The following is a 25,859-nucleotide window of genomic DNA, read 5'->3' as shown; positions in this document are numbered from 1 at the left end:
ATTATGTCTATTTTACTTGGTGTAAACATTGACCATGTAGCAACGCTTAGACAAGCACGTGGCACAACTTATCCAGACCCTGTAAAAGCTGCATTATGTTGTGAGCAAGCAGGTGCAGAAGGAATTACCTTACATTTACGTGAAGACCGTCGTCATATACAAGATGATGATGTTAGACGTATGCGTCCTGTGCTTAAAACACGTATGAATCTAGAAATTGCAGTCACCACAGAAATGGTTGAGTTTGCTAAGGAAATTAAACCACAGCATATTTGTTTTGTACCAGAACGTCGCCAAGAGCTTACGACTGAAGGCGGTCTTGATGTTGTTGGCCAATTAGACAAAGTACGTGCAGCAACACAAGCATTGGTTGCTGTAGGGTGTGATGTTTCATTATTTATTGATGCAGATTTTGCTCAAATTGATGCGGCAATTACTTGTGGTGCGCCAACCATTGAATTACACACAGGTGCATATGCAGATGTACATACTGTAGAAGAACAGCATGCTGAATTACAGCGTATTAGTAAAGCCGTCGCTTATGCGAAAAATAAGGGCTTGGTTGTTAATGCTGGTCACGGCTTAAACTTAGATAATGTTGCTCCAATTGCCAAAATTCAAGGCATCCATGAGTTAAATATTGGCCACTCTATTATTGCAGATAGCGTATTTGTTGGTTTAGAGGTTGCGGTAAAACAGATGAAACAAGCAATTGCAGATGCAGAGGGTATATGTCAAGCGTAGATTATGATCAGCTGATGCAACCCGTCATTGCATTTTTAGGCTGTACAACGCCACAAGCATGGTTAGATGCTGCTAAGAATAATTTAGAAATTTTAATGCAAGACCATGCAAATTGTGAAAAAAAAGCAGCCAGTACGGCTATGAATTTAATGTTTAGATACAGCTTTTTTCCAGACTTACAAATTAAGCTTGCTCAGCTTGTTCGTGAAGAAATGCTTCATTATGAGCAAGTTCTAGGCTTTATGCAAAGACGTGGTCAAGCATGGCAGGCATTAAGTGCAGGGCGTTATGCAGGTGGTTTACGTAAAGAAGTGAGAACTTATGAGCCTGAAGCATTAATTGATATTTTAATTATTGGTGCTTTTGTAGAAGCTCGTTCATGTGAGCGTTTTCATGCTTTAGCCCCAATTGTTGATGATGAGCTAGGCCGTTATTATCGCTACTTGCTAAAGTCTGAATCTAGACATTATGAAGATTATCTAGCACTTGCAACGGAAGTTGCAGAAACTCATGAACTCAAAAATGTTAATGAAACGATTTCTCTACGTATTGATTATTTTAGAGAAGTAGAGAAAAATCTGATTTTAGCACCAGATGATGTATTCCGCTTTCATAGTGGTATACCAAATTAAACACCCGAAGTCCTGACTTTGTAAAATAGAGTCAGGACTTTACTTTAATATATTACCACATTAAATCATCAGGAATCACATACGCTGCATAAGGGTCATCTTCATCGGTGGTTTGGGTGTTTTCTTCAGATTTATTCCATAAAATAAAGCCTTCCATTTTCTGTTCAATACGTTCAGCCAGTGCTGTTGCAAGTAATACGTATGGTGTAGATTTTGCAACGACCAAACTTCCTGCAACTAATGCATTATAAGCTTGTTGATTAATGTATATCTTTTTAATTTTTTGTTCATCAATAAACTGATAGGCAATATCACCTTCAGTTTTTTCAATTTTATGTTGTTGAATCATTTGTTGAATATTTGCTTTTAGGGTTTTCTCTTCGAGTTGTTTTTGTTTTTTTGCATTTAACTCAAGGTCTTTTTGTTGTTTTGATTGTTTAGTTTTTTCAAGATCTGCGGCCAAAGCAGCTTTGTTATCTTGACCTGTACGCTGCTCATGTTGTGCTTGTTTAGTGAGCTTTTTTGCTTTTTTAGAGTCAACTAAACCGGCTTTCAGTAGTTGAGCTTGCAGTGCATTTTTAACCATAATGTATTCCAGTACAAAAAAACAAGATACTGTATTATACGCATAAAAAGTCTGATCGACCTTTACATTTTATCATGGGGATTGAATCTATGGCAGCATAAATCTTTAATTTTCTTCATGTTAAACATATTTTATACACTCATATGTATATGATGTATTTTATGAAAACAATCGATTTATATATTTTATGCTGCGTTATATCATTTTATGAAGAGATTGTTTTATTTAGCTAACAATGAATATGCATGGCTGAATAGGAGAGTGAAACAATCAGCAATATTAGTTTATTGATAAAACTGAGAGACTTTATTTAAAATCGTTTGAAAACGTTGATCTTTGATTGAATAAAAAATTTGTTTTCCCGAACGGCGAGTAGTCACAACCCCATTTTTTCGTAAAATCATCAGTTGTTGTGACAGTGTTGGTTGCATGATATTTGTTTTCTGTTCAATCTCTGAGACATTTAATTCTTCTTGAAGTAAATGGCTTAGTATGATTAATCGGTCTTGATTTGCTAAAGATTTTAACATGCATACAATATCGTTAGATTGGTTTCGGACGACATTCATATTTATTGCATTGTCCATAAAATATTTCCTTGGTCTATAACTTTATTGATCGAAAATATACAGAATATGTATGCATAAAAAATGGATTTGTCATATAAAAAAGTAAATGCTATCTCTTATTTGATTCAAAATTAACCCCTAAAATTTTGTTAGCGTACTAAAGAATCTTTTTGATCTTTATCATCTAGAGTTAGCCATATTTTTAGAATAAATAAGAATTTTATTGATTATTTTTATATGTATTATTTTCATGTTTCCAGTAAAGAATTTAGATTTACAAATACCTAATTTTGATAAATAAAAGTAATAAATTTAAGTGATTTTTAAAATCGTAATGGTTGAAAAATATTGACAGTATAATAGTTGTATTGGTAAATTTATTTACGCAATGATCAATCGTTTGGTGAAGCTTTTGCTAAAAAAATATTTAACTAAAACAATGCTTTTATTAATGCTTCCATTTATTTACATATTAATGAACTATATTTTTTCAAAGTTATCTATTAGATATGATTTAGAAAACAGTATTTACTCATATATTTTTAGAGGAGTATCCGTATTTATACTTGTATTCTTTTCGATACAATTTGTTAAACGGATTAATGAAAAAACATTACCTTGAGATAAATTACTTTAGAAGGCGTGGAAATAGTGTCAGGTGTGACCGCTTTTATATGCGGTTGGAGCTATAGTCGTTATATGACTGCTGGGCAGTCTTTTACGATTTTTGGTTCGACAGAGTGTGTTGAAAGCTGAAGATGATGAAAGTCAAATTAGAAATTTAATTGTATCTGTTGCACAAGATGATGTGTTCTTGGCAAGAACATCGTATAGAAAGTCCTAAATTTTATGTCTAGATGAAGCCACGAGCCATATATTCGAATTATTGAATCAAATGTTTCTTCGAAAATAGCCTATGTGTAATTTTAAAACAAAAGAGTGACTCACGCTTAAAATGAAGCATGGATTGGTTGTAAGGCCTTATATAATTTTTCTAGCACCTTGTATTTACTTTTATATGATAAGCTGTATGTTCAGTTCCTTCGGCTTAATAATTACATTTATAAGAAGCCTTATGGCTCCATCATCTTTTCTGTCATACAATAAACGATTTTGTCAAATGGGGGAGCTAAACCCATCCTCCAGTAATAAAATCTCCTGAATCATATCCAATAGAATATCCAACTTTTCTCTCAGGATAAGCTTTTTTATAATGAGTCATTGATGCTTGGGCGAGCTTAAGTGCATACGCTAAGAATAGAGGGTACTCAGCATAATTATCTAGTTCAGTTTCATCGGCTAAATTTTCGATAGATCGTAAAATTTCAGAGCTAAAAGCTCCTTGTTCTGGATAGTATGTATTGCTTTCAAACATCCAATCTAGGTTATTTTCTTCTGCAATGTATTGATCTGATAATGCAAAATATAGATACCCATTGTCAGAAAGACCAAACCAAAAACCTTGTTCAATAAAGGGGGATGACTCTTTTGCCAAAATATCAATTACATATGTTGCTAAACTTTCAAGTTCTGCTGTGTAATCTAATTGTTTGAATAGATCCCAATTTTTATTTGGCTCCATTTCATGGCAATAATTAATAACTGTTGTCATAAAATGATTAATGTCGGGATCATTTTTATGAAGATCAATTTCTTTAAAGATTTTTACGAAGTCAAATGACATAAACTGCCTATATTTTTCAAAATTTTAGTAAATAAAATAGATACTTTTTAAGATTTCTTAAAATTAACATAAACCGCTTATTCAAACACGCTAAAATTGAAATTTAACTTATTATTTTTAATTCAACTACATCTATTAATAATATTATTACGTGTTGGTTTTTCATTAGTAAATCACAACAAGCTATGTTTGTACCATATTTGATTTATACGTTTAAATAGATTTTAACAGTCAAGCACTGCTATGGTGCATTGGTATTGAAATATAAAAACTATGTTGCTGAACTCTATTTTTTTTAATTCTTGGAAAGAAGCGATGTTGAAAGTGATCAAATAAGTTGTAACTATCTATGAAGTGTTCTAGCAATTTTATATTAGGTTAGGTAAATTTTTCTTCTAAAATAGCCTCTATAATTAAAAATAAAGGACGATGATTAAGTAAAATTCAGGTTGTTTTAAGCTTTACTTATAAACGACTTTGTAAGCTCAGACGTATTAGAGGTTGTAAATATATTCTATAAATATTGGCATATATGTTGCTCTAGTAAACCAAGGTTTTCATAATTTCTCAATTTAACCTTAGTACTTAATCATCTAATAATACAAGCTCAATAGGAGATACACTATGAGCAAAAATACAAGTGATGCACTTCAAGGTGATCTACTCGGTGGACACAATCAAGACCCTCAAGACGAAGAAAAACTACAACGATCCTTAACCAATAGACATATTCAGCTGATTGCGATTGGTGGTGCAATTGGTACAGGATTATTCATGGGTACGGGAAAAACACTCAGCCTCTCGGGTACATCCATTGTTTTAACGTATTTAATCATTGGTTTTTTCTTTTATTTTGTTATGCGTGCAATGGGGGAGTTACTTCTTTCCAATACCAACTATAAATCATTTGCTGACTTTGCCACGGCGTACTTAGGCCCATGGGCAGGGTTCTTCTTAGGTTGGTCATATTGGATGAGTTGGGTGGTTACAGCCATTGCAGATATTATTGTTATTGGAGGGTATTTCCAGTTTTGGTTCCCTGACTTGTCGGCATGGATACCTGCCTTTATTACCGTAACCACATTAACCATTCTTAACTTACTGACAGTCAAATTATTTGGTGAGACAGAGTTTTGGTTTGCACTCATTAAAATTGTAGCAATTGTGGTATTTTTATTGGTTGGGATTTATTTAGTCTCTACTGGTTTTGTGTCACCAAATGGTGTGAAAGCATCATTATCTCACTTAATTGAACCAGGCTCTATTTTCCCATATGGTCTGAGTGGATTCTTAGCAGGCTTTCAAATTGCAGTATTTGCATTTATTGGTATTGAGCTTGTAGGTACAACAGCCGCTGAAACCAAAGACCCTCACAAAACACTACCTAAAGCGATTAACTCTATTCCTTTACGTATTATTTTATTTTATGTGGGTGCACTCATTTGCATTATCTCTGTCACATCATGGGCAAAAGTATCACCAAGTCAAAGTCCATTTGTGCATATGTTTACTTTAATTGGCTTACCTGCGGCCGCATTTTTAGTGAACTTTGTGGTCACAACATCGGCCATGTCATCTGCAAATAGTGGTATTTTTGCGACCAGCCGTATGATGTATGGTTTAGCAGTTGAGCGTGATGCTCCTCAAAAATTTAAACAGCTTTCTAAGCGAAAAGTACCTATTTATAGCTTAATTTTTTCTATGGCTTGTATTGTCGTTGGTACAAGTATTTTATTTATTATTCCTAATGTGATGACTGCTTTTACCATTTTTTCATCATTAAGTACCATTTTAATGATTTTCTCATATGCGATCATTCTTATTTCTTATCTTGCATATCGTAAAAAAGCACCAGAACTGCATGAATCATCACAGTACAAAATGCCAATGGGTATTTTGATGTCATGGTTAACATTGGGCTTTTTATTGTTTGTTACTGCAATTTTAAGCTTAGATCATGATACACGTGTGGCATTGTATTTTTCACCTATTTGGTTTGGTGGACTCTATGTGGCCTATAAGTATCGTAATAAAAAAGATGAAGAGCGTAATTGGATTTTAAAACATGGTAAACGCGTAGAAAAATAATTATAAATGTATCTTTGAAATGGCCTATTTATATAGGCCATTTTTTATGCTCTGATGAAAATAAATGCCTTAAAATATTAATAAATTCATAAAAAAAGTCTAATCTTATTTAAATGTGAGAAAAAATATAAATTATCTATTTGTATGTAGAAAATTTTTTAAAAATCGGTAAAAATGAGCAAAATGAAGGAAAATAATTCGAAATGACTTACGTTATATTATGAATCAGGGTGTAAGAGGGATCGAGAAAACGGTTTATGGTATTGGGAGATGCCATAAGCTTGACCCAAAAGGTCTGAACTCGGCTTTTAGAGAAAACGAATTACCCATTTGTTGGATAATCTACAGCGTACAATGCGGTAGATGCTAAAAGTAAACAATGTGTTTTCCCTTGACTCCAAAAATAATAATCGTAATCTAGCCATCGAAATATTTTTCACTGACTTAAAGGGAAAAATATGCAATTAGACCGCTTCGATAAACAAATCCTTGAAATACTCACCCACGAAGATTTAAACCTCAATGAATTGTCTGAACGAATTAATTTATCGATTAGTTCGGTACATCGTCGTATTAAAATACTGATTGAATCTGAAATGATGACAGGCTTAAAACGCGAGATTAACTACAATAAATTGGGTTTTAAACTACATATTTTGCTACAAGTGTCACTCAGTAAGCATGATAGTGAAACATTTGACCATTTCTTGGCTGAGCTTGAATCTATTCCTGAAGTCATCAACGCTTTTCTGGTGACAGGGCAAAGTGCTGACTTTATTGTTGAGCTTGTCGCAAAAGACATGGACAATTACAGTGAGATTCTACTTCGACGTGTTGCTAAAATAGAAAATGTGACTGCGTTACACTCTAGTTTTGTGATTAAAAAATATAATGTATTTAATTGCCAGCATATACTGAGTCGAGTTTAGTCATAAAAAAGCAGAGGAATAACCTCTGCTTTTTTATTGGAAATTATAAAATGCTTTTTAAGCGTTGAATGACTTGTTCACATTGTTGTAAGTCTGCCACTAACGCCATACGGACATGGTTTTCACCAGGATTTCCTTCAGATGTATCTCTTGAAAGATAACGCCCTGGTAACACTTTAATATTGGCCTGTTGTATGAGTTGCTGTGCAAATTTCTCATCATTATCGACCTGTAACCAGTAGTAGAATCCTGCATCTGGTTTCACCAATGGTAATAGATGGCCTAACTCGCTTTGAAATAATTGAAACTTTTCTCTATATAATGCACGGTTTTCGGCTACATGCTCTTCATCTGACCACGCTAGTGTAGATGCAATTTGGTGTTGAACAGGCATGGCAGCACCATGATAGGTTCGATACTTTAAGTAAGGTGCTAAAACTTTGGCATCACCTGCAATAAACCCTGAACGCATACCTGGTAAATTTGAACGCTTAGAGAGTGAGTGAAATACGACACAATTTTTATAGTCGTCACGGCCCATTTCAGCACATACTTCGAGCAGGCCAACAGGAGCCTGTTCAAACCATAGTTCAGAGTAGCATTCGTCTGATGCAATAATAAAGTGATATTGGTCAGACAATTGAATAAGCTTTTTGAGCTGTTCACGGGGCATTACCGCACCCGTTGGATTACCCGGTGTGCATATAAATAAAATCGCCGTCTTTTCCCATACTGTGCTTGGTACAGCATCAAAATCGCCTAAATAGTCATTGTCTTTTGTACAGTTAACGAAGTACGGTGTTGCCCCTGCCAGTAAGGTTGCCCCTTCATAGATTTGATAAAATGGGTTTGGCATGACCACATAGGCATCATCATCTTTATTTATAACGGCTTGCACAAAAGAAAATAGAGCCTCTCGTGTACCAGAGACAGGAAGTACCTGCTGTTCTGCACTGATGTTTTTTAAATGAAACCGTTGTGTTAACCAACTTGCAATTGCTTGGCGTAGTTCAGGTAGGCCTTTACTGGCAGGATAGCTAGATAAGTGCTGAAAGTTTTGCGCCAAGCTGTCAATGACAAATTGTGGTGCAGGGTGCTTAGGTTCACCAATAGACAGTGAAATGGCAGACAATTGTGCAGGTGTAATGTCTTTGAAAAGTGCATTGAGCTTTTCAAAAGGGTATGGGTGAAGGCGTTCTAACAGTGTGTTCATAAATCGACTACTAATTTTACGGTGTTGGATTGGTAACTTGGTTTGATGCTTCATCTAAAGCAGATTTAAGCTGAAAAGCAAAATGTTCTGACTCTTCATCGGACAGCATGACGCCATTTTTTTTAGTCACATAAAAGATATCTTCGACTTTTTCCCCGAGGGTGGCAATTTTGGCGGAGTGGATGTCTAAACCTTGCATCATAAATAAACCACCAATTTTAGCCAGTAAGCCTGGGTGATCTAATGTCGAAATTTCTATTTTATGCTGTTTGAGCGACTCATCAAGCCGTATCGTGACTGTATTTTCAATATTAAAGTGTCTGAGTTGTCGGGGAACGCGTCTTTGTAATAGGTTAGGGTACTCATCTACATGATTTAAAGCCTCAGAAAGTGCCTTAATCAGTGTTTCTTGACGTTGAGGTTCATTAAGCAAAGTGCCAAAGCGGTCTAAAACAATATATGTATCTAAACTGAAGTCTGTTTTAGAGGTAATAATACGGGCATCTTGTACATCAAGGTTCATACGGTCAAGTACAGCAACAGTCGTGGCAAATAGATTTGGTTTATCTTGCGTATAGATAAAGATTTGTACCGTATCTTGTGCTGTTTTACGGTGTGCTCTGAGTTTAACAAGCGGTTGATGATTTGTTTCATGTTCTAAGATGGCATGTGTACACCACGCAATATCATCCACAGATTCTTTTAAGAAATACTCATCTCCAAGTTCTTGCCATACTTTTTCAACCCGTTGTAAGGAAAAATCCTGTACTAATTTTTCACTGGCATAGAATTTCGTGTCTTCAATCAGCATTTGGTAGTCTACAGGTCTGTCTATGCCTTTACGAATCACTTCACGGGTTTGCGTATACAGTTGACGCATTAAAGAGGCACGCCATGTATTCCAGAGTTTGGGGTTAGTGGCATTAATGTCTGCCACAGTCAGAGTATATAGATAGTCTAGATGATCCATATCTTTAAGTTTTGAGGCAAACTCTTGAATCACGTCTGGGTCTGAAATATCTTTTTTCTGTGCAGTGAGTGAAATGAGTAAGTGGTTTTCAATGAGCCATGCAATCAGGTTGGTATCTTCAGGGCTGATACCATGAAACTCACAGAACTCACGAGCATCTTGTGCACCTAAAATACAGTGATCACCACCACGACCTTTAGCAATGTCATGAAATAGTGCTGAAATCATAATAATGTCACGCTTTTTAAGACGTTGATACACAGAGCTTACCACAGGGAAATCTTTGGCAAACTCAGGTTCTTTAAATCGTTCTAAATTGCGTATAAGAAAGAGGGTATGTTGGTCTACCGTATAGATATGAAACAGGTCATATTGCATAAGGCCCATAATCTGACCAAACGCAGGCAAATATTTACCTAAAATACCATAGCGACGCATATGGGATAAAGTTTCATATAGCCGTTTTGATGATTGTATGATTTTTAAGAACAGTGCTTTATGTTCAGGTTGTTGTCTAAAGTTTTCATCTATATTTTTAGCGGCTAAAACCAATAGACGTAATGTACGTGCTCGAATGCCTTTAATTTCTGGGTGAATGGCAATCAAATAAAAGATTTCTAAAATGGCACTTGGGTTTTCAGAAAAGACTCTATGGTGCTGTACGGCAATTTTGTGGTCGGTAATGGTAAAGCGTTCATTGAGTACTTGAACTTGCTTGGTGTACTCTTTCACCCTTGGTTCAATCACAGATTGATTGAAGAATGCCAATAATACTTCATTTAGTGTAGCGACTTGCTGTGCTTTACGGTAATACCGACGCATAAACTGCTCAACGGCATAGTTTGCAGATTGTCCCTCAGCATGGCTATAACCAAATTTACTGGCGATTTCTCGTTGATAGTCAAAAAGCAGTCTATTTTCATCTCGCTTGGTAAGACGGTGTAAGTAGTGTCTTATTTCCCAGTAGAACGTTTCTGCTGCCTCTAAAACTTTGAGTTCAAACTCTGAAATAAAGCCCAAATGGACAAGATCATATATACGATTAACACGGAAATGTCGTTTAGCAATCCATGCAATTTGGTTCATGTCTCGAATGCCACCCGGCGCATTTTTAATGTCTGGTTCTAGATTGCTTTCTGTATAGTTGTATTGTGCATAGCGTTTTTTCTGCTCTTGCATTTTGGCATCAAAAAACGCCCGATCTGTCCATGTTTGATTGACAATCTTTCTAGGCCAGCGTGCAAAGCGATCATCACCTACAATTAAACGTGATTCTATGAGTGATGTGGCAATGGTAATGTCTTGACTGGCTTGTTCTACACAAGATGTGGCTGTACGCACACTTACACCCGGTTTAAAGCCTGTATCCCATAAAGAGGCAATAAATGTGGATACAGCTTGTTCTTGTAGGGTGTCGAGCTCATGTTCAGAGAATAGCATGATGTCTACATCTGAATAGGGCAACATTTCTTGTCGCCCATAGCCACCCACAGCAAACAAACAAATCTCTGATTGCTCAAGACCTGCTTGTTGCCAAAGTAGACGTAGGCTTTCATCTATAGCATTTGATCTGGCCAATACAATATGTCGAATACTATTTCCCTGTTCAAAAAATGCATCAAACTCTTGTTCAATGTGTTGGTGCCACTTTTGAATTGAGGCATGGCCTTCATGGCTTGCCATATAGTCGGAAAGAGAAGTAATCTTCATAAATGATTGGCCTTATTGTTGTTTATGCTTTAACAGTAATTTTTTGTGCTGCATCTCTTGCAATACGTCGAGCATCTTCAGTATTTGTGGCACGTGCAGTCACAACACCCATGCGGCGTTTTTTAAAGCCTTCTGGCTTACCAAAAAGTCTAAGGTCTGAGTCTGGGTGACTTAAAGCTTGCTCTAGGTGTTGATAGCTTAGATTACTACTGTCTACACCTGCATATACAACGGCACTGGCTGCCACGCTATGTTGTGTGGTATTGACAGGTAATCCTAAGATTGCACGGGCATGGAGTTCAAATTCACTTTGAAATTGTGAGGCAAGAGTAACTAGCCCTGTGTCGTGTGGACGAGGAGAAACTTCACTAAACCAAACATCATCACCTTTCACAAACAGCTCTACCCCAAAAATACCGCAACCGCCAAGAGCTGTTGTTACTTTTTCAGCAACCTCTTTGGCTTTCGTTAAGGCTTGCTCAGTCATGGCTTGAGGTTGCCAGCTTTCAATATAATCGCCGTCTTGTTGTTGATGCCCAATCGGGGCACAGAAGTGAGTTTCAAGTGCTTGAGTGGTTGGGTTTTTCGCACGTACAGTCAATAGCGTAATTTCAAAGTCAAAATCAATTTTAGATTCAATAATCACTTTACCTTGGTTAATACGAGCAGTTTCCATAGCATATTGCCAAGCTGCGTCGACTTGATCTGCACTTTTGACATAAGATTGGCCTTTACCTGAAGATGACATAACAGGTTTAACAAAGTTAGGATAACCAATTTCATCACATGCTTGTCTAAAGCTTTCTAATGAGTCTGCAAAGCGATAATTTGAAGTTGGAATAGCCAACTCTTCTGCGGCTAAACAACGAATACCCTCGCGGTTCATGGTTAAGCTTACGGCCTTGGCAGATGGAATAATTGTAGCTGTATGATTATTTTCAATATCAATGAGTAAGTCTGTCGCAATCGCTTCAATCTCAGGCACAATAAGTTGTGGATTTACTGTGTCAATGAGTGCTTTTAGTGCTTTAGGGTCTGCCATATTAAGTGTATGACTATAGTGCGCAACTTGCATTGCAGGTGCATGATCGTAGCGGTCTGCCGCATGAACTTCTACACCAAGGCGTTGTAGTGAAATGACAACTTCTTTACCCAACTCACCAGAACCCAGTAGTAAAACCTTAAATGCGGTGGGTTGTAATGGTGTACCAAGTGTAACGCTCATGGACTTTTCCTTTGTTTGTTGTTGTAACACTAAGGGTAAATATACTAACCCAATTCAGATTATTTGAATAATCTATTATGAATGTTGTCTGCTTGACAATCGAACAACTCGTATATAGTTGAGGCAATTTCATTAATCTTATAGCATAGTCAGATACGCCGTGATGATAAGAGATGAGACATATGTGGGTGACAATGCGACAGATAACAATATTGACAGTAGTGGCATGTGCTGTAGCACTTACAGGGTGTAATCAAAAAGATGAACCTAAAGTCGTGATTAAACCTGCACCGAAATTAACTAAAGATGCAACCCAGTACGCTAAAGAAAGTTGGGTCTTAATGACCAAAATAGATGATGCTTTATTAGCAGGGCATTTTAATCAAAATCAGATTGATGATGATGTCCGTAAACCATTACGTGAGCTAGGTAATCGTTGGATGATCAATGTAAAAATGGGTGACTCTGTCGCAGAAGGTAACTTTGCTTTATGTCGTAAAGCAATGGTGAGCTTAGATACAGTAGCACGTACAATACAGGCACAACAAACTGGGCAGACATTAGATGATGCCAAACGCATTTATTTTAGAGATAAAGCATTATGTAAAAATGCTTTAGATCACCCAGAGCTTGGCAATAGCAAAGACCTATAATCATGTAAAAAGGAAGGCCTAGGCCTTCCTTTTAATGGATAGCAGTCATTAAACCTTTGGTTTTTCTACTTTGTCTTTTTTTACTTCAGTTACTTTAGCCGCTTTTTCTTTCGCTGTTTCAGCTTTTTTCTCAGCCTTCTCTTTTACAGCTTCAGTTTTAGCCTTAGTAACATCTGCTTTTTTCTCCTCAGCTTTCTTTGCAGGCGCACCACTTGCTAAAACACATTTACCACCTTTATGGTGTGGGCCTTCACCACCTTGAATGGTTGTACCTTTAGGGCAAGCAAATGCAGTAGCACTGAGGGCAGAAAGACTTAACGCAATGATAGAACATGTAATTTTTTTCATTCTGAGCCTATATTTATCAATAAAGGTAATATTACCTAACCAAAGAATAAAGAAGTTTTGATTGATTGAGCAAGCCTATAAACGTAATAGTTATAGGGCTTGCTGTTGTTTTTTTGCTCAAATTAATGTTGGTTTAATTTTAATATGATTTTGATTTTCTAGCTTTTAAGTCAAAAATTGCCCATATCGCAAATGCTACACAAGACAACAGTGCATATAGAAAATGAGTTATTTCTAAATTGCCTTGAATTGTACCTTGAATTGCTAGGGTTAACATCAGTGCACACGTTGTAAGTACATAAACCGTAAAGTTGGGATATGTTTTTACATTGTTCATTTGTGTTTTGATTGAATTCATCGCATATTCCTCCAGCCAAAAAAAAGTGTCGTGTACTATTATAGTGAGAACAATGCAAAATTTACTACCATTATTTTGTTAAATAAATATGACAATCAGATCAAATAATAATTTACAGGGTGGCTTATACTTTTTTAAGTAAACCACAAAAGGTTTTTTGTCTTACAATAGCTGCTTTAAATCACTTGGTAAAAGGTGTATTAATTGTTGATATTTATTGTTTTTTATCATTAATAATGGTGAATTTTTATAAAAAAAAGGAGGCATAAGCCTCCCTTTACATTAAGATTTTTTTATCTTATTAAGCACAAGGGCAATAACAAAAACAATCACACAAGGAATAAGCCAAGCAAGATTTTGTTCCGAAAGTGGTAATTTCTGTAATATATCCGGTACAACATGTTGAAAACGAGATGCTTTAATACCTTCAATCACTCCAAAAATAAAAGCGACTGTTGTAACAGGAATAAAAATACGTGTAGGGTTGGAGAATATTCCTGTAAAAAAGCTTAAAAGAATAACTACAATTGCAGGTGGGTAAATTGCTGTCAATACAGGAACAGAAAAAGCAATTAATTGATCTAAACCTAGGTTTGAAATCAGAAATGCAAAAACCACTAAAATAATAACTAATGTTTTATAAGAGATTTTAGTAAGTTGGTGGAAATAACTGGCACACGAACATGTTAAACCAATAGCAGTCACCACACAGGCTAAAATAATTAAAGCGGTTAAAAATACTGTACCCGATGAACCAAATGCATGCTGTACGTAAGCATTTAAAATAACAGCACCATTGGTTGCATTAGGCGTAAGCGGGTAGCTCTGAACACCTAAGCGGAATAGGCATAAATACAGTGCAGTTAATCCAACGCCTGCAATCATACTTGCAATGACAGTATATTTAAAAACAAACTTAGATGCTGTTACACCACGAGACTGTACTGCCTGTACAATCACAATACCAAACACTAATGCGCCCAAGGTATCCATGGTTAAATAACCATTGACCAATCCTTCAGACATTGGACGGTCTACATAATGGCCTGTTGGTGTAGCAAAGAAATGCAGTGAAATAAACAAGGTGCTAATACACAATACACTTAAAGCAACCAGTTTTAACGGAGCCAGAACATATCCAATCGTGTCTAGAATCTTATGAGGATATAACGACACAATGGCAACGATTGTAAAATAGATGGCACTATATATGAGTGTAGGGGTAACACCATGGCCAAAATGAGGCTCTATACCAATGGCATATGATACTGTTGCTGTACGTGGTGTCGCAAATAAAGGGCCCACAGCCAAATAACAAGTCACTGTTAAAATTAAACTTGCGATTTTGCCTAGTGGAGAACTTAATGCTTCTATTGATCCACCCACACGTGCTAATGCAATAATCGTAAGCACAGGTAGACCCACTGCAGTAATTAAAAAGCCAAATGCAGCAAGCCAAACATGCTCACCAGCTTGCTGAGCAACAATAGGGGGGAAGATAATATTACCCGCACCAATAAATAAGGCAAAGGTCATAAACCCCAATGCCAAAATATCCTTGAGATTTAACTGCGTCATAAAGTTGCCTGAATTTTAAAAATTGCTTAATTCTAGTGCAAAATACAAGATTAAACATTAAATTGGTATTTTTTTGGTTAATTTTGGTGCAATAAGCGTTTTTATAAAATATATATTTTATAATTTGTTCTGTTTATTTAGTGTTAAAATAACAACTCTAATGCTTTTAGGTTTATTGCCGTAAAATAGCCTAAGTAAATTTATACATTTAAAAGTGGAAAAACATGTTCAACAACAAAGTAAACATTAAAAGTACTGATGATATTGACAAATTAAGAGTGGCTGGCAAGTACGCAGCCGAAGTACTTGAAATGATTGCAGAGCATGTCCAACCAGGCGTATCTACTGCTTATTTAGATGACTTATGTTATGACTTTATTGTGCAGCAACTTAAAGTCATACCTGCCAATATTGGTTATTGTGGTTATAGCAAAACTACATGTATTTCAAAAAATGAAGTTGTATGTCATGGTATTCCATCAGAACAAGAAATATTAAAAGAGGGCGACATTATTAATATTGATGTTGCCATTATTAAAGATGGTTATTATGGTGATACCAGTAGAATGTATTGCGTAGGGCAGGTCAAACCTGAGTATAAAGCACTTATTCTAACGACTTACGAAGCCATGCTTGCAGGTATACAGCAAGTAAAACCTGGTGCAACGCTCGGTGATATTGGATTTGCAATACAAAGCGTTGCTCATAAGAAAAACTATAGTATTGTTCGTGAATATTGCGGACATGGTATAGGAAAAGGCTACCACGAACAGCCAAATATTCTACATTATGGGCAAAAAGGGCAGGGGCTAAAGTTAAAAAAAGGAATGGTATTTACTATAGAACCAATGGTAAATATGGGGAAAGCTGCTGTCAATGAACTCAATGATGGTTGGACCGTAGTGACTAAAGATAGATCTTTATCTGCACAATGGGAACACATGGTCGCAGTCACTGATCATGGCTTTGAAGTATTAACACCTTGGCCAAACGGTACTGGTGATTTTCCAAATATTTAAAAATACACCTATAATAAAAACTCCTTATTGTATTGTTTCAAATGATAAGGAGTTTTTATTAGAAACACCAAAATAGCCTAAGTAAATTAATAATTTTAAGGTAATAATAAGAAAACGAATATAAGTTACAAAACAACACATGAAAAGGAAGTAAGTGTGCTAAAAAATCAATCAAACCAAAAAGTACTTATTATCGGTACTCTCATTGCAGGCTTTATCAGCTCACTAGTAAAATGGGGATCTGAAGTAAATATGCCACCTCGTATGGCAGGTGAAATTTCCCCTCCTGCCGCTCATATCGATGCTTGGCTTGGACCACTAGGAATAAATGCACATAATTTAGATTATATGTATCAGGGACATTTAGTTGGTGGGGCAGTGACACTCTATCACTGGATATTTAGCTTTATTTTTGCATTTGTTTATATCTTTTTATCTGCTTTTTTTCCAAAAATAAGAGCACTATATGGAATAATATACGGCGTAGTCATTACAATTGTTATGCACGGATTCCTTATACCAGCATTAGGATTTAGACACTTAGCATATGATGGTAATGTGGTCGGTTGGCTTTGGAATTTAAATGCCTATGAGTTTCTTAGCGAGATCTTAGGTCATATATATTGGTCATTTTCTATTGAGGTATCATTGGTTTTTGTTTTAGCAATATTACATAGACCAATTCGGGGAAAGTGGGTAAGTTAAAGTCCCATAAAAAAAGAGCTATCAAGATGATAGCTCTTCAAATTTATTAAAATTAAACGTTAAAACGGAAATGCATCACATCACCATCTTTAACAATATAGCTTTTACCTTCCAAACGCCACTTTCCAGCATCTTTTGCACCTGACTCACCATTAAATTGAATAAAGTCATCGTAAGCAATCACTTCTGCACGAATAAAACCTTTTTCAAAGTCTGTATGAATAACACCTGCTGCTTCTGGGCCAGTTGCACCTACTTTAACTGTCCAAGCACGGACTTCTTGAACACCTGCCGTAAAATAAGTTTGTAAACCAAGTAAACCGTAACCTGCACGAATAACCACATTTAAACCTGGCTCTTCCATACCCATTGCTTCTAAAAACTCTGCGCGGTCTTCATCTTCTAATAAAGAGATTTCAGCTTCAATTTGGTTACATAAAGGGACAACAATGGCATTCTCTTTGGCAGCCAGTTCACGTACGGCGTCTAAATATGGATTATTTTCAAAACCATCTTCAGCAACATTGGCAATATACATGGTTGGCTTTAAAGTCAGAAGGCCATAACCACGAAGAAGTTTATAGTCATCTTCAGATAGATCTGCTGCACGAGCAGGTTGACCTTCATTAAGTAATGGTAAAATCTTCTCTAGCACTGTTTTTGTAGCAATCGCATCTTTATCGCCACTTTTTACATTTTTTGCAAGGCGAGTAACCGATTTAGTCACTGTTTCTAAGTCAGAAAGTGCAAGTTCCGTGTTAATTGTTGCAATATCATCAAGCGGATCAATTTTTCCATTAACGTGAATAACATTCTCATCTTCAAAACAACGTACAACATGAGCAATAGCATCTGTTTCACGAATATTTGCTAAAAACTGGTTACCTAGGCCTTCACCTTTAGATGCACCTGCGACCAAACCCGCAATATCAACAAATTCCATTGTTGTTGGTAAAACACGTTGAGGTTTTACAATGGCTGTTAATTTTTCTAATCTTGAGTCTGGTACAGGAACAATACCTGTATTTGGCTCAATGGTGCAAAAAGGGAAGTTTTCAGCAGCAATTGCCGCTTTCGTTAAGGCGTTAAAAAGTGTTGACTTGCCAACGTTTGGTAAACCAACAATACCACAATTAAAACCCATGAAGTGCTCACAAAAATGTTATATCAATTGAGCCTAATTCTACCTCAAAGTCAAAATAAAGTCAGGAATAAGTGTTTTTATGATAATTTTATACGCAATTTTTCTGAATTACTTATAATATGCTAAATAAAACTCGTCAGAGTAATTAGGGTAAATCATATATGCGTATTTTGTATCAATTTCCACTCTCGCATTTTTGTGAAAAAGCACGTTGGGTTTTAGATCATAAAGAATTAGACTACGTTGCCCATAACTTAACACCAGGCGTACATCGTTTTTTTACTCAACGCAAAGCTGGGGTCAATACCTTACCTTTACTCAACGATAATGAACGATGGATTGTAGACTCTACAGAAATTGCAATATACCTAGATGAGTTTTATCCTGAAAATAACCTTATTCATCATAACCCGACACTGAAACGTTATATTCTTCGTACCAATGATCTAGCCAATGAGCTTGGTATTTATATACGGCGTTGGGTTCTTAATTATATGGTATTACCACACAATGAATCGGTAGATATTTTAATTGGTGAAAAAGGTTATCTACAAAAATTTAAAAGATATAGTAAACCCGTACTTTCAGTCGCATTAAAAAAATACTTTCAACTCAATACAAATGATTTAATGGATGTTGAAAAACGTATATTAGAAATCATTTTTATGTTAAATCAACAGCTTTTAGAAACGAATACAGGTTATATAGTGGGTAATAATTTAACGCTTGCTGATATTTCTGTATGTAGTATGGTTGCACCAGTGCTAAATATTGAAGGTACACCTTGGGAAGTTGAACAGTTTGGCCATAACGAAGATGTATTTAGCCTAAAAGAAAAAATACTCGCTCTACCTTTAGGACAATATGTTCAGCGTATCTATGAAACTCAACGTAATGCTAGGGTAGACTGGCGTGGGGTATAGAAAACGCATTATACTTTCTTATACAAAAAGAAAGACTGTAATGTGGTTCAATTTTGATAAGTGTTTAGCTCTCATCTTAAAAATAAGAGTATGTAAGATAGGAATCCCTCCCTAGAATAATTATATCAATCATAAATTATCTGAAATTATAATCAACGGCGTAAAAAAAGCACCATACAAGATGATGCTTTTTCAATAAGTGACGAATTACTTTTTGTAAATCTGATCAAAAACACCGCCATTGGCGAAGTGAATCTTTTGAGCATTAGCCCAGCTACCAAATACAGAGTCTATTGTGAATAACTGTAACTTTGGAAATTTATAAGCATACTTTTGTGCAACTTCTTTATTACGTGGTCTGAAGTTATATTCAGCAGCTAAGTTCTGACCAAGAGGTGAATATAAGAAGTTTAAATAACCTTTTGCGATTAAACGGTTGCCATTTTCATCCACTGTTTTATCTACAATAGCAACAGAAGGTTCTGCCAAAATTGAAATAGATGGGTAAACAATCTCAAACTCACCCTTTGGTAAGTTCTTTTGAGCCAATAATGCCTCATTTTCCCATGTTAAAAGCACATCACCAATATTTCTCTCTGTAAATGTTGTCATAGATGCACGTGCGGCTGAATCTAAAACTTTTACATTTTGATAGATATCGGTAACTAGCTGACGTGCTTTAGTATCGTTTCCACCTGGTTGTTTAAGTGCATACCCCCAAGCGGCAAGATAAATCCATCGTGGTGCTCCACCTGTTTTAGGGTTAGGAGTAATCACTTCCACTCCAGGCTTTGCTAAGTCATTCCAATCTTTAATATGTTTTGGATTACCTTTACGCACTAAATAAACAATCGTAGAAGTGTATGGTGCAGAGTTATTTGGAAATTGTTTCTGCCAATCTTTACGGATGTATCCTGCATTAGCAATTTCATCAATATCATTGGCTAGAGCAAGTGTTACAACATCTGCTTTTAATCCTGTTGCCACAGCACGTGCTTGTTTTCCAGATCCACCATGTGATTGTTTAAAATCAATTCTCTGACCTGTTTTACTATACCAATATTCACCAAATGCTTGATTATAATCTTTATAGAATTCACGTGTTGGATCATATGAAACATTTAAAAAGCTTTTTGTTTCAGCAGCAATCGCTGATGTTGAAGACAAAATAACGCCTAAAACACCAAGTAAAAATAGTTTTTTCATATATAAATCCATGATTTAAGCTAATAACATGCCAATCGTTGAAATCGAAAGATTTAAGGCATTCTGCTGTAATAAATACAATATAAGTTTATAAGAATGTCAAATTATAGAGGATTCTCTAAAATTACCTAACAACAATACAATATAAACTTATATACGTACTTAATATGTTTAATCACAAAATGTGCTTTAGCTTAAACCATCGGAGTATTATATAAATGTCACAATTTGCGTTGTGTCCTGAACATGTTTCAAGTGCTCAAGTAAATCATCGATATTTTTTTCAGTGGTATATTTACCAAAGCTAAAACGAATTGCATTCTTAGCATGGGTTTCTGTACGGTCTATCGCCAGTAAGACATGTGATGCACCAGCTTTACCTGAGTTACATGCTGAACCACTTGAAACAGCAGCAAATGTTTTCACGGCGTTAATGAGTACAAAAGGATTATCTTCTGTAAATGAAACATTTAAATAATTAGCAACGCGTTGTTCTAAATCACCATTCAAAACAATACTCGTCATTGCCTTTAAACCATCAAATAGCTTCTGTTGAAGTAATTTAAGTCGCTCTTGCTCTGTATCTAGGCTTAGCTTCGCAATTTTAAATGCTTCACCCATACCTACAATTTGGTGTGTCGCAAGCGTACCAGAACGACAACCTTGCTCATGGCCACCACCATGTATTTGTGGCTCAATTTCGAATGTTTTTTGATGGTTTACATATAAAGCCCCAATTCCTTTAGGGCCATATACTTTATGTGCAGAAAGGCTTAATAAGTCTATATTTAATGCATGTACATCTATATGTAATTTACCTGCCGCTTGTGCCGCATCTACATGAAAGAAAATATCTTGCTGTTTTGCAGTTTCACCAATAGATTTTATATCTGTAATTGTACCAATTTCATTATTTACCATCATGAGGGAAATAAGCAACGTATCTGGACGAATTGCATCTTTTACAGCATCAGGCGTAATTATTCCTGTTTCTGCATTTGGTTTAAGATAGGTCACTTCAAAACCAAGGCTTTCTAATTTCGCACAGCTGTCTAAAATGGCTTTATGCTCAATTTGACTGGTAATAATATGTTTCCCACGAGAAGCATAACGCTCTGTCACACCTTTCAAGGCCAAATTATTGGATTCTGTTGCACCTGATGTCCAAATAATTTCATCTGCAGTTGCACCAATAAGAGATGCAACATCACTTCTAGCTTGTTCTACCTTTTGTCGTGCCTGTTGCCCAAAAGGGTGTCCATTTGAAGCAGGGTTACCAAAAGTACCTGTAAATGAAAGGCTCTGTGCCATCTTTTCTATTATCTCAGGGTAAACTGGTGTTGTTGCAGCATAATCTAGATAAATTTGCTGTTTCATATCCCTAAACTCTCCAAATGAATTTTTATGATTTAAATATAACAAAAAGTGATAAGCAAGCATAGTCGTTATGCTAAAGAAGCGCAATATATAGTCTCGATATCGCAAATGTTATCTAGTTCTTATTATTTCATATTTTTACTCAATCTATTCAACATCAGAAATAAATAAAAAGTCATATTTAAATATATATAATTGAATTAGATTTTAGGTTATTTTAATAGTCATTACCAATGACATTCTTTTCAATACAAAGCATCACTTCTAATTAAATTATGGAGCTGTATAATAGTGGTTAATATGAAAAACTTAGATGATCTAGAACAACGAATACAAGAAGACTTTATTCATTTAAATATCCCCAAAAAATCATGGGTCATTTCAAACAATTGTTTAGACAATAAAAAAGTTGATGTTGTGATTGTTGGTGCAGGAATGTCAAGTTTGGCTTTAGCTTTGGCATTACGTACAGAAGGGGTTCAAGCTATAATTTTTGATAAATGTAAAGAAGGCGAGGAAGGGCCTTGGAAACAACCAGCTCTCATGCAAACGCTCAGATCACCTAAACAAGCGATTGGCCCTGCATTAAACTTCCCATCTTTAACCTTTCAGGCATGGTTTAAGGTTCAATTTGGACAAAAAGCTTGGGATGATCTTGATAAGATTCCACGGTTACAATGGCATGACTACCTACAATGGTTTAAGAAAGTTACAGAACCTAATATCATTTATGAGCATGAGCTTATTGATCTAAAAGTTGAGAAACAAGGTAGTCAGTTATATTTCCAAAATACTGAGAAGGTCGAAACATACTTTGCATCTCATACAGTACTGGCGATGGGTATTGATAGCTTTAGTTCACCGAGTATTCCAAAATTTATGGAAGGTGTTTCGCAGAATTTATGGGAACATGCATATGACGGCACCGACTATAACCGTTTTAAAGGCTTAAACATTGGAGTCATTGGTTATAGTGCAGGAGCAATGGATAGCTCTGCTACAGCGTTAGAGCATGGTGCAAAAAGTGTTGAAATACTATGCCGTTGCAAAGATCTTCCAAGAGTAAATCGTGGTAAGGTTGCAGTTAACTCGGGTTATTTAAACTCGTACCCATATTGGTCGAATGAACAAAAATGGGACTTTAACTATTATTTGAAACAAGAGAAAACTCCAGCACCTCACGGTAGTACACTCAGGGTATCTCGCCATAAAAATGCATATTTTAATTTTGATGAACACGTGGTTTCTGTTAAAGAAAACAACAGTAAAATTTCTGTATATACACAAAAGCATACATTTGTATTCGATTATTTAATTCTAGCTACAGGTTTTTCCCTAAACTGGTCTAAGTATGCTTGGTTAAACTACATAAAAGAGCATACTCAACAATGGAAAGATGTATATATATCGAGTAAGTTACCAGACGAAGGTCTTGCTCAGTCACCATATCTAACAACAAATTTTGAGTTTATTGCTAAAGAAAATCACCTCAAGTCAGGTTTTTCTAGACTATATTGTTTTAATTACAGTGCAGGTATGAGTCAAGGGCCATTGGTTGGTATGATTTCAGGCATTGAGCAAGGTGCTCCTCATTTAGCAAAAACCATTTCGGCTAAAATATATTTAGACGCTTTTGATCAGCATATTAAGGATATTAAACTCAGTGATGACTTAGAGTTAGATGGTAGTGAATGGGAACCCGCTTTACCTTATGTTACAAGATAATTTTAGGTTTTTTAATCAACACTTGTTGTACCCGCTCACATTTAATGCTTTACTATTGTGCATAGGCCAATTATATTCACTCTAGCAAAATAACTCATATATATAAATAAAGTAGGAGGGGCATACTATGAAATCTATAAAAAGTTACTCTATAGATGAAATATCTAGAATTATTGAAATGGCGTGGGAAGATAGAACACCATTTGAAGCAATTGAGTATCTATTTGGCTTAAATGAATCTGAAACTATAAACTTAATGCGTGCTCATATGCAGCCTGGAAGCTTTCGCTTATGGAGAGAACGTGTAACGGACCTAAAAACAAAACATTTAAAGCTAAGATCTCCAGAAGTAAATAGAGCATACTGCTCAAGACAGCATAGAAGATCGAATGTGGATTAAGTAAATATTGACGCATAGATTAAAAAAAATTATAAATAGTTTAGTCAAAAGCCTATCTGGAAAGTGATGGAAGGGTAGGCATATAAAAAGTCTAAATTAGATCACGACTTAGTTGTTTCTTATCAACATCTAAACAAGTTTTGGAGCATTGTAAATATACACCTAACAATTATTTAATTAAATAGTTTATATATCTAATTTCATAATCTTAATTATTTTTTATTCATATTTTTAATATTGTTGGTCTATTCCCATTTACACACCAGTTTAAACCTGTATTTTTTGCACCTTGAAGATTTATTATCTATATCACCAACAACAATAGTTTGATTTTTATCTAATTTCATGGCACTAATAGCTATTTCAAGGCTGTTCTGGCTAAATTAGACCAAAGAGGCTGATAGGGATGTTTAGTACGCTTGCTTAGAACGTGGAATCCATAGGTCTACAGGAATATGAAAGCCGAATCTGTTACTGAGTTTCTCATGAGCTAATGTAGGGCCAAATCCAAGCAAATGTTCAGAAATTATCGCTATTGAATTTCTGTATTAACTGAGTAATTTGACTGGTAGAAAGATTCAGCATCTATATTTCATATCTAGTTTATGATGGGTTTACCATCATAAACTAGATACTTTTATTGGTGAGAATATAGACACTTTAATTGGGTTCTAATAACTTCATTTCGCATAATTGGTATTATGTTAAATAAAGTTATGCAAGTACTAGGTGCCCAACCATCTACCTACATACGATATAAAAGCTTTTCTAACAATACAAACATATTTGTGGCTATAGCGACTTTTTTTTAAATAAAATTTAACTTTTCTTAATTAAAGCGATCAATACTATACATAGAAACATCAACTTCAGATTTTTCATTAAAAATCATCTCTTTAATCAACCGTGCTGTAATCGCACATTGTGTTAAACCTAAATGACCATGACCAAAAGCATAAAATAAACGATCGCTATACTGTGAGCGACTAATAATTGGTAAGCTATCAGGTGTACTTGGACGATGTCCTGCCCAAACACTTCCTTTTATATGCTTTAAGTTTGGAAAATACAATTGGGCTAACTTAACCAAAGCACCTGAACGTTTATAATTTGGCACATTATTTAAACCACCAAATTCTGCTGCACCACCAATACGTAAGCCACAACTTAATGGTGTCATTACAAATTTTCGTTCAGCAAAAACGATCTCGCGTGCTATTGTAATGTCAGGGTTTTGAATCGTGGTATTGTAACCTCTTTCACTTTCAACATAACACTTTTCACCAAGCAGCTTGGTCAATTCGGATGACCAAGCCCCTGTAGCTAAAACAACTTTATCTGCTTCATATCGTGCATTTTTTCCTTGTACATACATACTATTTGATTGTTTTTGAATAGATTTAACTTCATCTTGAATAAACTGGACATCATTTTTAATGAGCCAAGCCCTGAGTTGATCTACAATGTACTTAGGGTCTGTCACATAGCTTGCATTAGAAACAAACATGCCATGTTTCACTCGTTCACCTAAAGCAGGTTCATACTCTCTTGTTTGATCAGCAGATAAATACATTGCATCTACTCCTGCGTTTTGTCTTAACTGCCACATAGCTTGGTCTTGCTCAAAACCTGTATCAGTCTCATAAACTACTAATGCCCCTTTTTGTTTAAGCTCACTTACTACACCAATCTCTGTAAACATCGGAATCATGTCCACATATGCATTTTTATTCAGTGTAGCTAAGGCATGATGTGAACGAAGTGCATGTTTTGGCTTACTAGCAAGATAAAACTGATAAAGCCAAGGCAGTAATTTTAAACTATAGTTTGGACGAACAGATAAAGGACCCAATGGGCTCATAATCCAAGCAGGAACTTTCCAAAAAACACCCGGCACACTTGCGGGATTCACTTCCATCACAGCAATAGAACCTGCATTACCAAAAGAAACTTTATCCCCTGCAGCATCACGATCAATGACCGTAACAGAAACCCCTGCTTTATGCAGTGCATAAGCAATCGAAAGCCCAATAATTCCCGCACCAACAATAGTTATATTTTGCATAAAACACT

General features: G+C 35.6%; 23 protein-coding genes. 10 read left to right on the top strand and 13 right to left on the bottom strand.

Features of this window, described 5'->3' with window-relative positions; all coding sequences use genetic code 11:
- Nucleotides 1-3: 3 nt before the first annotated feature.
- Both pdxJ and miaE read left to right on the top strand, forming a co-directional pair.
- Complete coding sequence (gene pdxJ / locus I2F31_RS03345) at nucleotides 4-744, top strand: pyridoxine 5'-phosphate synthase (RefSeq protein WP_195773434.1); 741 nt, start codon at nucleotides 4-6, stop codon at nucleotides 742-744.
- Nucleotides 732-1,376: a tRNA-(ms[2]io[6]A)-hydroxylase gene (gene miaE, locus I2F31_RS03340; RefSeq protein WP_195767802.1), complete on the top strand. Its 645-nt coding sequence runs from the start codon at nucleotides 732-734 to the stop codon at nucleotides 1,374-1,376. Before pdxJ ends, miaE begins: the two co-directional genes overlap by 13 nt.
- A gap of 52 nt (nucleotides 1,377-1,428) precedes the next feature.
- On the opposite strand, the gene I2F31_RS03335 is transcribed toward miaE, so the two are convergent.
- From I2F31_RS03335 to I2F31_RS03325, 3 genes are all read right to left on the bottom strand, one after another.
- Nucleotides 1,429-1,962, bottom strand: a complete 534-nt coding sequence (locus I2F31_RS03335) for a DUF2058 domain-containing protein (protein ID WP_195767803.1) — start codon at nucleotides 1,960-1,962, stop codon at nucleotides 1,429-1,431.
- 284 nt (nucleotides 1,963-2,246) lie between these two features.
- Nucleotides 2,247-2,549 carry an ArsR/SmtB family transcription factor gene (locus I2F31_RS03330; protein WP_195767804.1) on the bottom strand — a complete coding sequence of 101 codons (303 nt, stop codon included), beginning with the start codon at nucleotides 2,547-2,549 and terminating at the stop codon, nucleotides 2,247-2,249.
- Between the two features lie 1,111 nt (nucleotides 2,550-3,660).
- Nucleotides 3,661-4,215, bottom strand: coding sequence for a hypothetical protein (locus I2F31_RS03325; protein WP_195767805.1), 555 nt, complete (start codon nucleotides 4,213-4,215; stop codon nucleotides 3,661-3,663).
- Between the two features lie 624 nt (nucleotides 4,216-4,839).
- Between I2F31_RS03325 and I2F31_RS03320 the strand changes: the two genes are divergently transcribed.
- Both I2F31_RS03320 and I2F31_RS03315 read left to right on the top strand, forming a co-directional pair.
- Nucleotides 4,840-6,303 carry an amino acid permease gene (locus I2F31_RS03320; RefSeq protein ID WP_195767806.1) on the top strand — a complete coding sequence of 488 codons (1,464 nt, stop codon included), beginning with the start codon at nucleotides 4,840-4,842 and terminating at the stop codon, nucleotides 6,301-6,303.
- Between the two features lie 458 nt (nucleotides 6,304-6,761).
- Nucleotides 6,762-7,232, top strand: a complete 471-nt coding sequence (locus tag I2F31_RS03315) for an Lrp/AsnC family transcriptional regulator (RefSeq protein ID WP_195767807.1) — start codon at nucleotides 6,762-6,764, stop codon at nucleotides 7,230-7,232.
- A 43-nt stretch (nucleotides 7,233-7,275) separates the two neighbouring features.
- Here I2F31_RS03315 and dapC read toward each other — a convergent pair whose 3' ends face one another.
- From dapC to purT, 3 genes are read right to left on the bottom strand one after another with little or no spacing between them, the layout of a single operon-like run.
- A complete protein-coding gene (gene dapC / locus I2F31_RS03310; RefSeq protein WP_195773466.1) occupies nucleotides 7,276-8,445 on the bottom strand; it encodes a succinyldiaminopimelate transaminase in 1,170 nt (389 codons plus the stop codon).
- 16 nt (nucleotides 8,446-8,461) lie between these two features.
- A complete protein-coding gene (gene glnD, locus I2F31_RS03305; RefSeq protein ID WP_195773433.1) occupies nucleotides 8,462-11,125 on the bottom strand; it encodes a [protein-PII] uridylyltransferase in 2,664 nt (887 codons plus the stop codon).
- A gap of 22 nt (nucleotides 11,126-11,147) precedes the next feature.
- Nucleotides 11,148-12,350 (bottom strand): formate-dependent phosphoribosylglycinamide formyltransferase, encoded by a 1,203-nt coding sequence (gene purT, locus I2F31_RS03300; protein WP_195767809.1) that lies wholly within the window; start codon nucleotides 12,348-12,350, stop codon nucleotides 11,148-11,150.
- 194 nt (nucleotides 12,351-12,544) lie between these two features.
- Here purT and I2F31_RS03295 point away from each other — a divergent pair, with 194 nt between their 5' ends.
- On the top strand, nucleotides 12,545-13,003 hold the full coding sequence (locus tag I2F31_RS03295) for a hypothetical protein (protein ID WP_228285042.1): 459 nt from the start codon (nucleotides 12,545-12,547) through the stop codon (nucleotides 13,001-13,003).
- 48 nt (nucleotides 13,004-13,051) lie between these two features.
- On the opposite strand, the gene I2F31_RS03290 is transcribed toward I2F31_RS03295, so the two are convergent.
- The 3 genes from I2F31_RS03290 to brnQ all read right to left on the bottom strand — a co-directional run bounded on the left by I2F31_RS03290 (nucleotide 13,052) and on the right by brnQ (nucleotide 15,287).
- On the bottom strand, nucleotides 13,052-13,351 hold the full coding sequence (locus I2F31_RS03290; RefSeq protein ID WP_195767811.1) for a hypothetical protein: 300 nt from the start codon (nucleotides 13,349-13,351) through the stop codon (nucleotides 13,052-13,054).
- A 139-nt stretch (nucleotides 13,352-13,490) separates the two neighbouring features.
- Nucleotides 13,491-13,709, bottom strand: a complete 219-nt coding sequence (locus tag I2F31_RS03285; RefSeq protein WP_195767812.1) for a hypothetical protein — start codon at nucleotides 13,707-13,709, stop codon at nucleotides 13,491-13,493.
- Between the two features lie 282 nt (nucleotides 13,710-13,991).
- Entirely contained in the window at nucleotides 13,992-15,287 is a 1,296-nt protein-coding gene (gene brnQ, locus I2F31_RS03280; RefSeq protein WP_195767813.1) for a branched-chain amino acid transport system II carrier protein, read from the bottom strand.
- A 224-nt stretch (nucleotides 15,288-15,511) separates the two neighbouring features.
- Between brnQ and map the strand changes: the two genes are divergently transcribed.
- Both map and I2F31_RS03270 read left to right on the top strand, forming a co-directional pair.
- Nucleotides 15,512-16,306, top strand: a complete 795-nt coding sequence (map, locus tag I2F31_RS03275; RefSeq protein WP_195773431.1) for a type I methionyl aminopeptidase — start codon at nucleotides 15,512-15,514, stop codon at nucleotides 16,304-16,306.
- Between the two features lie 156 nt (nucleotides 16,307-16,462).
- The gene (locus I2F31_RS03270) at nucleotides 16,463-17,011 is read left to right on the top strand and encodes a DUF1440 domain-containing protein (protein WP_195767815.1); all 549 of its coding nucleotides are present in this window, start codon (nucleotides 16,463-16,465) and stop codon (nucleotides 17,009-17,011) included.
- 52 nt (nucleotides 17,012-17,063) lie between these two features.
- Here I2F31_RS03270 and ychF read toward each other — a convergent pair whose 3' ends face one another.
- On the bottom strand, nucleotides 17,064-18,155 hold the full coding sequence (gene ychF / locus I2F31_RS03265) for a redox-regulated ATPase YchF (protein ID WP_195767816.1): 1,092 nt from the start codon (nucleotides 18,153-18,155) through the stop codon (nucleotides 17,064-17,066).
- Nucleotides 18,156-18,316: 161 nt separating this feature from the next.
- On the opposite strand from ychF, the gene I2F31_RS03260 reads away from it, so the two are divergent.
- On the top strand, nucleotides 18,317-19,078 hold the full coding sequence (locus I2F31_RS03260; protein WP_195767817.1) for a glutathione S-transferase: 762 nt from the start codon (nucleotides 18,317-18,319) through the stop codon (nucleotides 19,076-19,078).
- Nucleotides 19,079-19,285: 207 nt separating this feature from the next.
- Here the strand turns inward: I2F31_RS03260 and I2F31_RS03255 are convergent, their stop codons facing one another.
- Both I2F31_RS03255 and I2F31_RS03250 read right to left on the bottom strand, forming a co-directional pair.
- Nucleotides 19,286-20,284 (bottom strand): sulfate ABC transporter substrate-binding protein, encoded by a 999-nt coding sequence (locus I2F31_RS03255; protein WP_195767818.1) that lies wholly within the window; start codon nucleotides 20,282-20,284, stop codon nucleotides 19,286-19,288.
- Nucleotides 20,285-20,494: 210 nt separating this feature from the next.
- A complete protein-coding gene (locus tag I2F31_RS03250) occupies nucleotides 20,495-21,661 on the bottom strand; it encodes a cysteine desulfurase family protein (RefSeq protein WP_195767819.1) in 1,167 nt (388 codons plus the stop codon).
- Between the two features lie 300 nt (nucleotides 21,662-21,961).
- Between I2F31_RS03250 and I2F31_RS03245 the strand changes: the two genes are divergently transcribed.
- Together I2F31_RS03245 and I2F31_RS03240 are read left to right on the top strand one after the other, a co-directional pair.
- Nucleotides 21,962-23,386 carry an FAD-dependent oxidoreductase gene (locus I2F31_RS03245; RefSeq protein WP_195773430.1) on the top strand — a complete coding sequence of 475 codons (1,425 nt, stop codon included), beginning with the start codon at nucleotides 21,962-21,964 and terminating at the stop codon, nucleotides 23,384-23,386.
- Nucleotides 23,387-23,513: 127 nt separating this feature from the next.
- The gene (locus I2F31_RS03240; RefSeq protein ID WP_195767821.1) at nucleotides 23,514-23,786 is read left to right on the top strand and encodes a TIGR03643 family protein; all 273 of its coding nucleotides are present in this window, start codon (nucleotides 23,514-23,516) and stop codon (nucleotides 23,784-23,786) included.
- 829 nt (nucleotides 23,787-24,615) lie between these two features.
- On the opposite strand, the gene I2F31_RS03230 is transcribed toward I2F31_RS03240, so the two are convergent.
- Nucleotides 24,616-25,851, bottom strand: a complete 1,236-nt coding sequence (locus I2F31_RS03230) for an NAD(P)/FAD-dependent oxidoreductase (protein ID WP_195767822.1) — start codon at nucleotides 25,849-25,851, stop codon at nucleotides 24,616-24,618.
- Nucleotides 25,852-25,859 lie beyond the last annotated feature (8 nt).

The organism is Acinetobacter rathckeae (assembly GCF_015627125.1).
Classification (GTDB): Bacteria; Pseudomonadota; Gammaproteobacteria; order Pseudomonadales; family Moraxellaceae; genus Acinetobacter; species Acinetobacter rathckeae.
The sequence above is the reverse complement of the archived record's forward strand: the minus strand, read 5'-3'. Positions and strand labels throughout refer to the sequence as shown.

What these genes read in the sequence shown, in the direction of transcription:
- I2F31_RS03285 (WP_195767812.1), bottom strand. Translation starts at nt 13,709, where the DNA reads ATGAATTCAATCAAAACACAAATGAACAATGTAAAAACATATCCCAAC.
- I2F31_RS03315 (WP_195767807.1), top strand. Translation starts at nt 6,762, where the DNA reads ATGCAATTAGACCGCTTCGATAAACAAATCCTTGAAATACTCACCCAC.
- I2F31_RS03250 (WP_195767819.1), bottom strand. Translation starts at nt 21,661, where the DNA reads ATGAAACAGCAAATTTATCTAGATTATGCTGCAACAACACCAGTTTAC.
- I2F31_RS03325 (WP_195767805.1), bottom strand. Translation starts at nt 4,215, where the DNA reads ATGTCATTTGACTTCGTAAAAATCTTTAAAGAAATTGATCTTCATAAA.
- I2F31_RS03255 (WP_195767818.1), bottom strand. Translation starts at nt 20,284, where the DNA reads ATGAAAAAACTATTTTTACTTGGTGTTTTAGGCGTTATTTTGTCTTCA.
- I2F31_RS03240 (WP_195767821.1), top strand. Translation starts at nt 23,514, where the DNA reads ATGAAATCTATAAAAAGTTACTCTATAGATGAAATATCTAGAATTATT.
- map (WP_195773431.1), top strand. Translation starts at nt 15,512, where the DNA reads ATGTTCAACAACAAAGTAAACATTAAAAGTACTGATGATATTGACAAA.
- I2F31_RS03290 (WP_195767811.1), bottom strand. Translation starts at nt 13,351, where the DNA reads ATGAAAAAAATTACATGTTCTATCATTGCGTTAAGTCTTTCTGCCCTC.
- pdxJ (WP_195773434.1), top strand. Translation starts at nt 4, where the DNA reads ATGTCTATTTTACTTGGTGTAAACATTGACCATGTAGCAACGCTTAGA.
- glnD (WP_195773433.1), bottom strand. Translation starts at nt 11,125, where the DNA reads ATGAAGATTACTTCTCTTTCCGACTATATGGCAAGCCATGAAGGCCAT.
- I2F31_RS03295 (WP_228285042.1), top strand. Translation starts at nt 12,545, where the DNA reads ATGCGACAGATAACAATATTGACAGTAGTGGCATGTGCTGTAGCACTT.
- I2F31_RS03230 (WP_195767822.1), bottom strand. Translation starts at nt 25,851, where the DNA reads ATGCAAAATATAACTATTGTTGGTGCGGGAATTATTGGGCTTTCGATT.
- brnQ (WP_195767813.1), bottom strand. Translation starts at nt 15,287, where the DNA reads ATGACGCAGTTAAATCTCAAGGATATTTTGGCATTGGGGTTTATGACC.
- I2F31_RS03335 (WP_195767803.1), bottom strand. Translation starts at nt 1,962, where the DNA reads ATGGTTAAAAATGCACTGCAAGCTCAACTACTGAAAGCCGGTTTAGTT.
- I2F31_RS03320 (WP_195767806.1), top strand. Translation starts at nt 4,840, where the DNA reads ATGAGCAAAAATACAAGTGATGCACTTCAAGGTGATCTACTCGGTGGA.
- I2F31_RS03245 (WP_195773430.1), top strand. Translation starts at nt 21,962, where the DNA reads ATGAAAAACTTAGATGATCTAGAACAACGAATACAAGAAGACTTTATT.
- ychF (WP_195767816.1), bottom strand. Translation starts at nt 18,155, where the DNA reads ATGGGTTTTAATTGTGGTATTGTTGGTTTACCAAACGTTGGCAAGTCA.
- miaE (WP_195767802.1), top strand. Translation starts at nt 732, where the DNA reads ATGTCAAGCGTAGATTATGATCAGCTGATGCAACCCGTCATTGCATTT.
- dapC (WP_195773466.1), bottom strand. Translation starts at nt 8,445, where the DNA reads ATGAACACACTGTTAGAACGCCTTCACCCATACCCTTTTGAAAAGCTC.
- I2F31_RS03330 (WP_195767804.1), bottom strand. Translation starts at nt 2,549, where the DNA reads ATGGACAATGCAATAAATATGAATGTCGTCCGAAACCAATCTAACGAT.
- I2F31_RS03260 (WP_195767817.1), top strand. Translation starts at nt 18,317, where the DNA reads ATGCGTATTTTGTATCAATTTCCACTCTCGCATTTTTGTGAAAAAGCA.
- purT (WP_195767809.1), bottom strand. Translation starts at nt 12,350, where the DNA reads ATGAGCGTTACACTTGGTACACCATTACAACCCACCGCATTTAAGGTT.